Source organism: Romboutsia lituseburensis (genome assembly GCF_024723825.1).
Lineage (GTDB): Bacteria > Bacillota > Clostridia > Peptostreptococcales > Peptostreptococcaceae > Romboutsia_F > Romboutsia_F lituseburensis_A.
In genome coordinates, this window is record NZ_JANQBQ010000001.1 from 2,957,872 (window position 1) to 2,971,045 (window position 13,174).

The 13,174-nt window shown below is 27.1% G+C and carries 11 protein-coding genes; 10 read left to right on the plus strand and 1 reads right to left on the minus strand.

The genetic code is table 11. The features are described 5' to 3' along the window. Positions 1–15: 15 nt before the first annotated feature. From glgA to NWE74_RS14420, 9 genes are all read left to right on the plus strand, one after another. Positions 16–1,458, plus strand: coding sequence for a glycogen synthase GlgA (gene glgA / locus NWE74_RS14380; RefSeq protein WP_258243678.1), 1,443 nt, complete (start codon positions 16–18; stop codon positions 1,456–1,458). A gap of 12 nt (positions 1,459–1,470) precedes the next feature. Next, the gene (locus NWE74_RS14385) at positions 1,471–3,918 is read left to right on the plus strand and encodes a glycogen/starch/alpha-glucan phosphorylase (protein WP_258243679.1); all 2,448 of its coding nucleotides are present in this window, start codon (positions 1,471–1,473) and stop codon (positions 3,916–3,918) included. Next, a complete protein-coding gene (locus tag NWE74_RS14390) occupies positions 3,896–5,752 on the plus strand; it encodes a glycoside hydrolase family 13 protein (protein ID WP_258243680.1) in 1,857 nt (618 codons plus the stop codon). Before NWE74_RS14385 ends, NWE74_RS14390 begins: the two co-directional genes overlap by 23 nt. A 281-nt stretch (positions 5,753–6,033) precedes the next feature. Further along, complete coding sequence (locus tag NWE74_RS14395) at positions 6,034–6,459, plus strand: single-stranded DNA-binding protein (protein ID WP_258243681.1); 426 nt, start codon at positions 6,034–6,036, stop codon at positions 6,457–6,459. 415 nt (positions 6,460–6,874) lie between these two features. Further along, the gene (locus NWE74_RS14400; protein WP_258243682.1) at positions 6,875–8,143 is read left to right on the plus strand and encodes a dicarboxylate/amino acid:cation symporter; all 1,269 of its coding nucleotides are present in this window, start codon (positions 6,875–6,877) and stop codon (positions 8,141–8,143) included. A 29-nt stretch (positions 8,144–8,172) separates the two neighbouring features. Continuing rightward, complete coding sequence (locus NWE74_RS14405) at positions 8,173–8,544, plus strand: ACT domain-containing protein (RefSeq protein ID WP_258243683.1); 372 nt, start codon at positions 8,173–8,175, stop codon at positions 8,542–8,544. A gap of 237 nt (positions 8,545–8,781) precedes the next feature. Beyond that, the gene (locus NWE74_RS14410) at positions 8,782–9,882 is read left to right on the plus strand and encodes a hypothetical protein (protein ID WP_258243684.1); all 1,101 of its coding nucleotides are present in this window, start codon (positions 8,782–8,784) and stop codon (positions 9,880–9,882) included. A 62-nt stretch (positions 9,883–9,944) separates the two neighbouring features. Next, the gene (locus tag NWE74_RS14415) at positions 9,945–10,814 is read left to right on the plus strand and encodes a hypothetical protein (protein ID WP_258243685.1); all 870 of its coding nucleotides are present in this window, start codon (positions 9,945–9,947) and stop codon (positions 10,812–10,814) included. Between the two features lie 166 nt (positions 10,815–10,980). Then, positions 10,981–11,169, plus strand: a complete 189-nt coding sequence (locus tag NWE74_RS14420; protein WP_258243686.1) for a hypothetical protein — start codon at positions 10,981–10,983, stop codon at positions 11,167–11,169. A gap of 53 nt (positions 11,170–11,222) precedes the next feature. On the opposite strand, the gene NWE74_RS14425 is transcribed toward NWE74_RS14420, so the two are convergent. Then, the gene (locus NWE74_RS14425) at positions 11,223–11,549 is read right to left on the minus strand and encodes a hypothetical protein (protein ID WP_258243687.1); all 327 of its coding nucleotides are present in this window, start codon (positions 11,547–11,549) and stop codon (positions 11,223–11,225) included. Positions 11,550–11,767: 218 nt separating this feature from the next. Here NWE74_RS14425 and NWE74_RS14430 point away from each other — a divergent pair, with 218 nt between their 5' ends. Beyond that, the gene (locus NWE74_RS14430; protein ID WP_258243688.1) at positions 11,768–12,967 is read left to right on the plus strand and encodes a M20 metallopeptidase family protein; all 1,200 of its coding nucleotides are present in this window, start codon (positions 11,768–11,770) and stop codon (positions 12,965–12,967) included. Positions 12,968–13,174: the final 207 nt, after the last annotated feature.

The following is a 13,174-nucleotide window of genomic DNA, read 5'->3' on the forward strand; positions in this document are numbered from 1 at the left end:
AGGGGGAAATTTTTAGTGAAAGTACTTTATGTAACATCAGAGTGTTGGCCATTTGCTAAGACTGGAGGATTAGGAGATGTAGCCTATGCATTACCTAAAGAATTAAAAAAAGAAGGTGTTGATGTTAGGGTTATATTGCCTAAATACTCGACTATGCCAAATTACTTAAAAGAAAAGTTAAGAGAAGTAGCAGTATTTAATGTAAAAGTTGGATGGAGAAATCAATATTGTGGACTATTAGAAATGGAATTAGATGGAGTTAAATTTTATTTTATAGACAATGAGTATTATTTTAAAAGAGAAGGTGAAATCGCATATCTATATGGATATGGAGATGATGTTGAAAGATATACATTCTTTAGTAATGCGGTATTAGAAGCTTTAGCTATACTTGATTTTTATCCAGAGATAATTAACATGAATGATTGGCATACGGGAATGATACCATTGATATTAAAGGAAAAATATAGAGGATTAGAAAAATATAAAAATATAAAAACTATTTATACTATCCATAATTTACAGTACCAAGGAGTATTTTCTAATAATGTATTAGGCGATATTTTAGATCTACCATATAAATACTTAGAAAATGGTGATGTAGAGTATTACGGTGGTGTAAGCTTCATGAAGTCAGGAATAGTATATAGTGACAAAGTTACGACAGTCAGTCCTACCTATACAAATGAAATACAAACTGAATTTTATGGTGAAAGTTTAGATGGATTATTAAGAGCTAATTCATATAAGCTAAAAGGAATTTTAAATGGAATTGATTATGATTTAAATAATCCTAAAACAGATAAGGATATATTTATAAATTATGACATAGCAACTGTAGACAAAAAAATAGAAAATAAACTTCATCTTCAAAAGATGTTAGGCTTAGAAGTAAATCCAGATATACCACTAGTTGGGATTGTATCAAGATTAGTATCACAAAAAGGGCTTGATTTAATATCTTATATTATGCCTGAAATAATGAGAGAAGATATCCAAATGGTTATATTAGGGACAGGAGACCATCAATATCAATCTATGTTTAATTATTATGCATCTATTTATCCTAACAAAGTTTCTGCAAATATTACCTTTGATAGTGCTCTTGCACAACAAATATATGCAAGTAGTGATATGTTTTTAATGCCGTCTTTATTTGAACCATGTGGTATAGGTCAAATGTTAGCCATGAGATATGGAACTCTTCCTATTGTTAGAGAAACTGGTGGGCTTAAAGATACAGTTAATCCTTATAATAAATTTACCGGAGGAGGGAATGGATTTAGTTTCAAAAATTATAATGCTCATGAGATGCTTTACTGCATTCAAAGAGCAATGGAACTTTACAAAGATAAAGGTAAATGGAGACATTTAGTTATAAGTGCTATGAATACAGATAGTAGTTGGAAAAAATCAGCTAGGGAGTATATAAAGACGTATCATGAAATGCTAAGTTAAAGGAGCGATTTAATGATCACAATAAGTAAAAAAAAGTTCAAACAATGCTTTGAAAGTAAAATGTATAGTCTATATGCACAATCTATAGAAGGAGCTACTAATGAACAGTTATTAAATGTTTTATGTAGTGTAATTAAAGATATTATATCTAAGAGGTGGATTGGAACCAGATTAGGTTGTGAAAAAGAAATTTATTATTTTAGTATAGAATTCTTAATGGGAAGACAATTAAAGTCAAACCTATTAAATCTAGATATACAAGATACAATAAGAGATGGATTGAAAGAAATGGGAATAAAGTTAGAAAACTTAATGGAAGAGGAATGTGATCCTGCTTTAGGTAATGGAGGATTAGGTAGGTTAGCTGCGTGTTTTCTAGATTCTATGGCATCTCTTAATATAAGTGGTCATGGGTATGGTCTTAGATATAAATATGGTTTATTTGAGCAAAAGTTTGTAAATGGTTATCAGGTAGAAGTACCTGATAACTGGCTTACTCAAGGTTCATATATATGGGAAACTGTTAGACCAAATAAAGCAACTGTAGTTAAATTTGAAGGTGATGTTTATTTAGTTAATGATAACAATAGACTTAAAGTGATACACAAAAACTATATTCCTGTTATGGCTATGCCATATGATATACCTATAATCGGATACAAAAACAATTATATAAACACATTAAGATTATTTAAAAGTGAAATTGTAAATAGAGACTTTGGTCCTATAACAGCAAATGCAAAAAATCATTCAGGAAGCTATGAAGATGCACTAAAATATAAATACTACACTGAAGAAATATCCCAAGTTTTATATCCTAATGATTCAAATTATGCAGGGAGATTATTAAGATTAAAACAAGAATATTTTTTAGTAAGTGCAGGAATACAAGACATAATTAGAAAGTATAAGAAGAACAAACTTAAAATAATTGACTTACCAAAAAATGTAGCGATTCATATAAATGACACACATCCAACATTATGTATACCAGAGCTTATGAGAATCCTATTAGATGAAGAAGGATTATCTTGGGAAGAAGCTTGGCAAATTACAAAAAATACAATATCTTATACAAATCACACAATAATGGCAGAAGCTATGGAAAAATGGCCGATAGATATGATGAAGAAACTATTACCTAGAATATATATGATAATAGAAGAAATAAATAGAAGATATCTAAAGGATCTAACAGATAAATATAGTGATTATGAGAGAATAAAAAGAATGAGTATTATTAATGAAAATAATATTAGTATGGCTAATTTATCTATAGTGGGGAGTCATAGTGTAAATGGAGTAGCATATCTTCATACTGAAATATTGAAAAATGAAGTTCTAAATGATTTTTATTTAGATGAACCTAAAAAGTTTAATAACAAAACTAATGGAATTGCACATAGAAGATGGCTTATTAGTTGTAATGAAGAGCTTAGCGATTATATCACAGAACTAATAGGTGAAGAGTGGAAGAAAGACACTAGTCATCTAAAAAATCTAGAAATATATAAAGAAAATAAAGAAGTACTAGAAAAATTAGCAGAAATAAAATTAGATAATAAGAAAAATTTTGCTGATTTTATAAAAAAAGAATATGGAATAGATATTAATCCAAATTCTATATATGATGTTCAAATTAAGAGGTTACATGCATATAAAAGGCAACTATTGAATGTACTTCACATACTTCACTTATATCATGAATTATTGGAAAATCCTAATTTTAATATGGAACCAAGAACATTTATATTTGGTGCGAAAGCAGCTCCAGGATATTATCTAGCTAAATGTATAATAAAATTGATTAATTCTGTAGCTACTAAAATTAATAATGATGAAAGAATAAAAAACAAAATAAAAGTCGTATTTGTAGAAAATTATGGAGTTTCTCTAGCTGAAAAGATAATACCTGCAACTGAAGTAAGTGAGCAGATATCGACAACAACTAAAGAAGCATCAGGAACTGGTAATATGAAGTTTATGATGAATGGAGCTATAACTATAGCTACTTTAGATGGAGCAAATGTAGAAATACACGAGCAAGTTGGAGATGATAATATTGTAATATTTGGATTGAAAGCACATCAAGTACTACATTATAACAAATATGGTGGATATTCTGCATTAGATTTATATAATTCTAATCGATATATAAAAAGAGTAGTAGATGATCTTATTAATGGATTTATTCCTAATATGGACAATGAAGGTAGAGCTATATATGATTCACTAATAACCTATAATGATGAGTACTTTGTACTTAGAGATTTAGAAAATTACACTGAAGCTCAATGGAAAATTAATAAGCTATATAAAAATAAAGAACAATGGAATAAAATATCCTTAATTAATATAGCGAATTCAGGGATATTTTCATCAGATAGAACAATATCTGATTATGCAAGAGATATTTGGTTTAAAGGGTGTGAGATTAATGGGGAACGTAATAAACTATAACTCTTGGGAAGATAAGGCTCCTTTTGGAGCCTTATCATTAAACCAAGATATGAGGATATCAGTTAGGGTAAGTGAAGATTATAAAATAAGTAATATTTCCTGGGTAATTATGAAGGAAAATGTAGAAATAGTAAAAACAAGTTTGATAAGAGAAAATAAAAAGTATTATCAAGGCGAATTTAATGGATTCAATGAAGTGGGTGTTTATTTTTATTACTTTGAGGTAGAGATTGAGTTAGATGGAGTAGTTCAAAAAAAATATTATGGTAAGAATATAGAAAGTGGAGAGGCATGTGAATATTCATATGAAGATCTAAATAAATATCAAATAACAGTTTATAAAGACTATGAAGTGCCAAAATGGTATAAGGAAGGTATTCTATATCATATATTTGTAGATCGATTCAATAATGGTAATAGAACTAAAAAAGTAAATAATCCTAAAAAAAATAGCTTCATATATGCTAACTGGGATGATGATCCTATGTATATAAAGGATAATGAAGGCAATATAGTTAGATGGGATTTTTACGGAGGAAATTTAAAAGGAATAATCGATAAACTAGGTTATTTAAAAAAATTAGGTGTTAGCATAATATATCTAAGTCCTATATTTGAAGCATCAAGCAATCATAAATATGATACAGGAGACTATAAAAAAATTGATGCCATGTTTGGTGATGAAGAAATATTTAAGGAGTTGTTAGATAAAGCTAGAAAAAAAGGTATACATATAATTCTTGATGGTGTATTTAGTCATACAGGATCTGATAGCATATACTTTAATAAATACAATAGATATAGTGAATTAGGTGCATATCAATCAGTAGAATCAAAATATAATTCATGGTACAAATTTAATAATTATCCAGATGATTATGATTGCTGGTGGGGAGTTAAATCTTTACCAAATGTAAATGAATTAGATCCAACTTATATGGATTATATAATTAAAGATGATGATAGTGTCTTAAAAAAATGGACGTCAATGGGAGTTAAAGGTTGGAGATTAGATGTAGCAGATGAATTACCTGAAAAATTCATAAAAGATTTCAAAAAAGAACTTAAAGATGTAGCCGATGATACTATTTTAATAGGTGAAGTATGGGAAGATGCATCTAATAAAATAAGTTATGACCAAAGAAGAGAATATCTTTTAGGAGAGCAATTAGATTCTGTTATGGGATATCCATTCAGATCTAATATAGTGTATTTCTTAAAAAATGATATTAAATCAATTGACCTATTGAATAGATTTATGCAAATAAAAGAAAATTATCCAAGTGAAGCTTTTAAATCTAATTTAAATTTAATAGGAAGCCATGATGTAAAAAGAATAAAAACAGAATTAAATGAAGATAAAGAATTAGTTAAATTAGCAGTAGGAATTCAGATGACTTTTGAGGGCATACCATACATATATTATGGCGATGAGGCAGGTGTTTGTGGTAATACAGACCCTGATAATAGAAGAACATATCCGTGGAAAAAAGAAGATGAAGATATGATTGAATATTACAGGAATTTAACTACAATAAGAAAGAAGTACAAGGCATTAATATATGGAGAAACTTCATTTATAGACACGAAAAATGCGGATGTATTTGCTTTTATAAGAAAGACAGAAGATGAAAAAATGATGATTATAGTAAATAGAAGTGAAATAGAGCATGATATAAAATTAGATTTAGATGAGAATACTATTGAAGAAATAGATATAGAAAGTAACTTAAAAAAATACATAGAAGATATATTTGCAAATTATAGAAGTTTCGAAGTTAATATAAGTGCAAAATCTTTAAAATTATTTAATTTAAAGAACTTAATTGGATAGAACATTTTTATAGACATAGAAATTTTTTCTATGTCTATTTTTTACGATTAAGGAATTTATAATACTTCAAAAACTATGTATAAGTTATAAAGTATAGTCATGTCAATATATTTGTGAAAGTAAAAAATGATATTTTGAGTAATGGAAGAAGTCTTTGGCGAAAGGAGCAAAGCGACTTTTTTACGTATAAGTAAATAATAATTGATAGTAAAATATGTATAAAGTGACATTTAACTGGAAATGATATAGAAAAGCTTAATATTATATTGGAGGATATTCACATGAATAATGTTATTTTAGTTGGAAGACTAACTAGAGAGCCTGAAATACAATATATAGGTAATGAATCAACAGCACTGACTAAATTTAATCTTGCAGTAGATCGAAATTGTACAAATGCAGATAAAGAAAAAAAAGCAGATTTTATAGAGATAGAAGTATGGGGTAGACAAGCTGAAACTTGCTCAAGATATTTAAATAAAGGTAGCATGGCTTGTATAAAAGGGCAAATAAGGGTAGACCGATATCAAAATTCTAATGGAGAGAATAGATACTCCACTAAAGTTAGAGCAGATATGGTAAAGTTTTTAAGCTTTTCAAAAAATACATCAACTGAATCTAATCAAGACCAATATTATGATGCTACATCTATATTCAATAAAACTAAAGTTAGCGCAAAACTTGCAGAAGATGAATTACCATTTTAAATTAATATATTTAAATTATAAATATAGCAATAATTTGTGAAAATGTTTACAAAATATTGCTATATTTTTTTATTGATTATACATATATGTAGTATTTACTTATATAAGTGTAACCAATGAGATAGATACCTAAATTTATTAAGTTATAAATGGAATTTGATTTAAAATAATTAGAAAATGTATAGTAAAAACACCTAACTATGTAAATTAATGAATTTTTATAAAAACGAATTAAATAAATTGGGTCACAACTAAATATACTTATTTATTTAAGTTTTGAAATGTAAAAACTTAAATAAATAAAATTTAAAGTAATGCATGAGTTAAAAAACTTTATTTTTTAATGCGCAAATTGAAAAAATAGTGTATAATTAAAATATAAATAACAAAAACGTTCGAAAGGAAGAGAATGATCATGAAGAAAAAAATGACATTAACTAACAAAATCTTACTAGGTTTATTGTTAGGATTTATAGTAGGATTAATATTAAAACAAATACCATCAGGGTATATGAAAGATACAGTAATATTAGGCGGAATATTTAAAGTATTGGGAACTGGATTTACTAGTGCAATAAAGATGATGGTAGTTCCACTAGTATTTGTTTCTTTAATTTGCGGTTCAGCATCTATGGGAGATGTAAAAAAGCTAGGTAGAATTGGTGGAAAAACTATGGCATTTTATCTATCAACTACTGCATTAGCAATAATAATATCTCTTATATTAGGTAACGTATTAAAGCCAGGGATAGGTTTAGATATGAGTCATATGATGTCTGGAGACGTAGCAATAGGTGAATCGAAATCAATAGTTGAAATAATTTTAAATATAATACCAAGTAATCCGATTCAGTCACTTGCAAATGGAGAAATGTTACAAGTTATATTCTTTGCAATGCTTATAGGAATAGCTATAAATGTTGTTGGAGAGAAAGCAGAGCCTTTAAAAGTTTTATTTGAAAGTGCTAATGAAGTATGTATGAAAATGGTAAATATAATAATGCTTTTTGCACCATATGGAGTATTTGCATTAGTTGCAGATACTTTTGCAACAGTTGGAACAGATGCTATATTTGCACTATTAAAATATGTTGCGGTAGTGCTTATAGGTTTATTGATACATGTATGTGTTGTATATGGAGGAGCATTTAAATTATTTACAAAACAAAATGTAAAACCATTCTTAAAGAAGTTCACACAAGTAGCTGCTGTTACATTTTCAACTGCATCAAGTAATGCATCTGTACCAGTTAGTTTAGAAATAATGGAAGAATTAGGCGTAGGTAAATCAACTAGATCATTTACAATACCTATGGGAGCAACTATAAACATGGATGGAACCGCTATAATGCAAGGTGTAGCTGCACTTTTTATAGCACAAATATATGGAATAGATTTAGGTATGAATGATATGATGACTATAGTTCTAACAGCGACTCTAGCATCTATAGGTACAGCTGGCGTTCCAGGAGTTGGAATGATAATGCTATCTATGGTATTACAATCAGTAGGATTACCATTAGAAGGTATAGGACTAATAATGGGTGTAGAAAGAATTATAGATATGTTCAGAACTACTGTAAATGTAATGGGAGACAATGTTTGTACATTAGTTGTAGCAAATAGTGAGAAAGATTTAAATTTAGAAGCATATAACAGTGTTTTTGATAAAAAAGTAGCTTAAAAAATATTGCTATACACGGAGGTATTTTTATGAAGTTAAAATTATTTAAAGAAAATTATGCAGTATGTAATTTAAGTAATAACATAAGTTCACCGATATGTATAGACACAAATAGTTTCTATTATATAACTAAGTTTAAAGAGGATTTAAGTATAATATGCTTAAAAAAAAGTATTCCAAAAGACGCAAGTACCGATGGGGATTGGAGACTATTAGAGATATTAAAACCAATAAATTTATATTTAGTTGGAATAGCATCTAAAATTAGTAAAATGCTTAAGGATTGTAATATAAGTATATTTGAAATAGAAGTAGAAGATAAGAATTATTTTTTAATAAAAGAATCTGATGTAGACAATGCATGTGAAATTTTGGAGTACAATGGATTTAGATTTATTTAGGTTCAATATATATATATTAAATAAAAAAGAGTATCTTTAATTAAAGATACTCTTTTTTTAGTTGTTTAGAGGATTAAATAAATCAAAAATTGCAGATGAGATGAAAAATTTGATTTAAAGAATTAGGAGAGGATTGATAAAATAGGAAAAATTAAATTTTTTATGATGAAATAAATTATAAATAAAATAAAACAGGCATATACATAGTAAGGGCTTGAACAAGAAAGGAGGAATATTATGGGTAAGGGTAGTAATTTAAAAGAAATTATGAAGTTTGCAGGTACATATATATCAGTATGTATTGGATCTGGATTTGCAACTGGTCAAGAAATAATGCAGTTTTTTTCAGCTCATGGAATGATTAGCGTTGTGTCTAATTTAATTTGTATGATTGTATTAGCGTACTGTGGTGCAGCATTGCTTGAAACAGGAAAAACAGTAAGGCTAAAATCTAGTAATGACATATTTACATATTTATGTGGAAACTATATTGGAAAATTTTTCGAATTTTTTATGCCAATATTTTTTCTTTGTAGTTTTATAGTTATGGTATCAGGGGCAGGTGCTTCAATGAATCAATACTATGGAATAAATAAAGATTTAGGATCGCTTATATTAGCTATACTTGCCTTAGTTTCTATACTACTTGGCATAAATAAGGTAATAGATATACTTGGAAATATAGGTCCTATGATAGCTATTGTTTCAGTGGGAGTTGGAATTGTAACTATAGCTAGAAATTATGAGACATTTTTTAATATAAATCAAATCATATCTACTGTAAATGTAACAAAAGCTATTGATAGTTGGTGGCTAACTGGAATCATATATAGTGGACTGAATTTAGTAATAGCAACTCCATTTTTAGTTGGTGTTGGAGCAACAGCTAAGAATAAAAATAATTGTATATGGGGTGGCGTAATAGGTGGCGTAACATTTATGATGGCTGCTATGGCACTTAATTTAGGGATAATGTCAGATATACAAAATATATATATTACAGAAATTCCAACTTTATATATGGCAGATAAAATTGGACCTATAGTTGGAATGATGTTTTCTGTTATGTTAATAGCCGGAATTTATACAACAGCAGTTCCTTTATTATGGAGCGTTTGTAGTAGCTTTGCACCTGAAAAATCATTTAAATTTATAAAAATAGCAGTTTTATGTACAGTAATCGGTATTGTATGTGGAAGGTTACCATTTGCAATGTTAGTAAAAGTTATATATCCATTATCAGGACTGTTTGGAGCTATAATAATATTATCAATATTTATCAAGCGAATAAAAATAAATATAACTAATAGTATTAATGTCATAATGAAACGTATATAATATGGATATGCATATATATTTATAGACTAAAATTATTTACATAATTAACTAAGGAGAACAGTATGAAGAAACAATTAGAATTAGATTATTCATTTGGATATGTATTTGACAAAAGTAAGTTGATAGTTATGTATCCAGTTGGAAGTAATATAATAAATGAAGATGAATATGAAATGGAAGTAGAAGTAGCATTTTTAGAAGATGGAATAGAAAAGGCATTTGAAGAAAATGATGTAAAAGAAGCTAATGAAGTAATCAAACCTTTAGAACTGTTTTTAATGAAACCAAGTAAAGTAATACCATTTGTAACTGATATAAAAGATGCTAGCACTAAAGAAAGATTACCTAAATTAATAGAAGAATTTGATGAAGAATATAAAATAAAAGAATCTTACATTAAAAAAGGTTATGAAATAAAAGATGTTTATAATGTTTTTGAAAATGTAGTAAACTACATACCTAAAGAAAACTTAGATACATTAAATATATTAAAAATAGAATCTGATAAATTTGATATGGAAAGTTTTATAAAAGCTACTAAGGAAAATTTAGATGAGGCAATTGATGAAAGTTTAGTACCTATAAAAATAACAAAAAGTAGTTTGACTGATAGGCTTTTTATAAAATCAGATGACAAAGATACTGGGGCTAAGTATGTAGTTTTTGCAACAGATATGAGCTCATATTCACAAGGAATATTATGTGCAAATAAGAAAACGATAGATGATTTAGATATAGATATGGGAGATTTAGATATATCTAAATCGATAGATATAGGATATTTAATAGAAGATATAGATGGTATTTTAACTTTTAAAATAGCCAACTTTAATAGCCATACTGAAAATAATAATCAGGTAGCCCAAATAGTAGATTATAGTGGTATATTTAAAACTATGATGATTGAATTTATAAATCAATTTTTAAAATAATAACAAATAAAAATAAAGTATTCTTTTATGGATACTTTATTTTTATTGAAATTAATATTTATAATTATTAATATAATTGTAAATATTTTGACAAAAAACGAGGATTTTTTCTTGGAAGTATAGTAAAATATTAGTGACAAGAAAATGTTTACCTGGAGGCGGTAATATGAAAAAAGTAATTAGCATAAATGAATTTAGAAAGATTAAAGATAGTAAGGAACTATTAATGAAGAGAAGAGTTGCTATGATAGTAGCAGCTTCTGTGTTAATTGCAGGAACTTTTTCATATAGATATGAGGTAATCCAAGAGAAATATAATGAGTTTAAAGTTGCAAATGATATAAATTTAAAATAATAATATAAATAAAAAAGGACAGTATATACTGTCCTTTTTAAATATAATAAATTTTATCTATTATCATGAACTAACAGTAAATATGCACCGCCAGATGCTAAAGGATCGTTAGCATTAACTTTACCTATTAGAGAGCCATCTTTCTCTATAAAGCCATTTTCTAAAACTTTGCCGATAGAGGTATCGTTAAATTTGTGTGAATATACTGTACCATTTTTATCAACTCTTCCAATAGGCTCATTATTAATATTATAAATTATATTATTTTCATCAACTTTTCCAATAGGACAATTGTGATATAGGTGATTATGGACTACATTATTAGAATCTAATCTAGCAACAGCTCTGTCGTTATACGGAAATTTAATCATTTCAAACATACTTAACACCCACCTTTTTTAATATATAAACAAATATAAATCTTACTTAATTATATGATTCTATTATCATATAATAGAATCCTTTCAGAAAATTCAAAAATACATAATACATCAATACTGCAATTAAGAGTTGTAATATAAAAACATATACAGCATAAATATTTAACACAGTACTATATAAGATTAAAAGTTTAATAGTATATAAAGGGGTTAAGTGAATGAATAAAGAAAATATACTTAGAAATTGTGAAGATATAAAAATGTGGCTTTTTAATGTAAGAAGAGATTTTCACAAAACGCCAGAATTGTCATTAAAAGAGTACAAAACTAAAGAAAAAATTTTAAAATACCTAGATGAAATAGGAATTGAATATAAAGTATTTAAGAATCATACAGGAGTCATGGCTTATATAATAAATCCTATGAATAATATAACTATAGGAATACGTGCAGATATGGATGCTTTACCTATCCAAGAAGAATCAGATAATTCATATAAATCTATAAATAATGGAGTAATGCATGCATGTGGGCATGATGCGCATATAACTATGTTGTTAGGAGCAATTAAGATTTTATATGAAGATAGAAAAAATTTAAATGTAAATATAAAATTTTTATTTCAACCAGCAGAGGAAACATTAGGTGGGGCAAGGTTTTTAGTAAGAGATAAGTGTTTAGAAAATCCTAAGGTAGATTATATGTTTGGATTGCATGTTATGCCTCATCTAGATGTTGGATATATAGAAACTAAGTATGGTGCTTTAAATGCTAATACAGATTCATTAAAAATAAGTATAAAAGGAAAAAAAGCTCATGGAGCATATCCTGAAAATGGAATAGATGCATTATTAGCCTCATCTAATATAATTACTGCTCTACAGAGTGTTATTAGTAGAAACATCTCACCTTTTAATAGTGCAGTTTTAACTATAGGAAAAATACAAGGTGGAGAAGCTCAAAATATAATTTGTGACACTATAACAATGAGAGGAATATTAAGAACATTAGATAAAAAAACTAGAGATTTCTTAATAATAAGAATAAGAAATTTAATAGAAAAAATTTCAGAAGCTTTTGGATGCAAAGGCGAACTTAGTATAGAACCTGATGGATTTCCAGCAGTTATAAATGATAAAGATATGGTTGATATAATAATTGAAAATACATCAAAAATACTAGGAAAAGATAAATTTATTATGAAGGAACATCCATCACTAGGCGGTGAAGATTTTTCTTTTTATACAGAAAATTGTAAAGGTGTATTTTTTCATATAGGATGCAGAAATGAAGATAAAAATATAATATATCCACTTCATACACCAAATTTTAATATAGATGAAGATTGCTTGATAATAGGAACAGCCATGCATATTGCCAATGTTTATTATTTTAATAGTAAGAATAATTTACATTAAAAAAAGATTTGATATTGACAAAATTGTATAAAAATGTAATAATAAATAAAAATTAAATAAATTTAAACAGAATCGGCTTTAATTTAGTCCAGAGAGACTAAAAAGATATATTTATGGTTAAATTAATATAAGAATAACTATCCTTTTATCATGCTGATAAAAGGATTTTTTTTAAGAATTTTTAGTAATTATACATGGAGGTTTTAA

Excerpts from the sequence above, each read along its gene's own strand:
- NWE74_RS14425 (WP_258243687.1), bottom strand. The coding sequence starts at position 11,549 with ATGTTTGAAATGATTAAATTTCCGTATAACGACAGAGCTGTTGCTAGA.
- NWE74_RS14390 (WP_258243680.1), top strand. The coding sequence starts at position 3,896 with ATGGGGAACGTAATAAACTATAACTCTTGGGAAGATAAGGCTCCTTTT.
- NWE74_RS14415 (WP_258243685.1), top strand. The coding sequence starts at position 9,945 with ATGAAGAAACAATTAGAATTAGATTATTCATTTGGATATGTATTTGAC.
- NWE74_RS14385 (WP_258243679.1), top strand. The coding sequence starts at position 1,471 with ATGATCACAATAAGTAAAAAAAAGTTCAAACAATGCTTTGAAAGTAAA.
- NWE74_RS14430 (WP_258243688.1), top strand. The coding sequence starts at position 11,768 with ATGAATAAAGAAAATATACTTAGAAATTGTGAAGATATAAAAATGTGG.
- NWE74_RS14410 (WP_258243684.1), top strand. The coding sequence starts at position 8,782 with ATGGGTAAGGGTAGTAATTTAAAAGAAATTATGAAGTTTGCAGGTACA.
- NWE74_RS14400 (WP_258243682.1), top strand. The coding sequence starts at position 6,875 with ATGAAGAAAAAAATGACATTAACTAACAAAATCTTACTAGGTTTATTG.
- NWE74_RS14405 (WP_258243683.1), top strand. The coding sequence starts at position 8,173 with ATGAAGTTAAAATTATTTAAAGAAAATTATGCAGTATGTAATTTAAGT.
- NWE74_RS14395 (WP_258243681.1), top strand. The coding sequence starts at position 6,034 with ATGAATAATGTTATTTTAGTTGGAAGACTAACTAGAGAGCCTGAAATA.
- NWE74_RS14420 (WP_258243686.1), top strand. The coding sequence starts at position 10,981 with ATGAAAAAAGTAATTAGCATAAATGAATTTAGAAAGATTAAAGATAGT.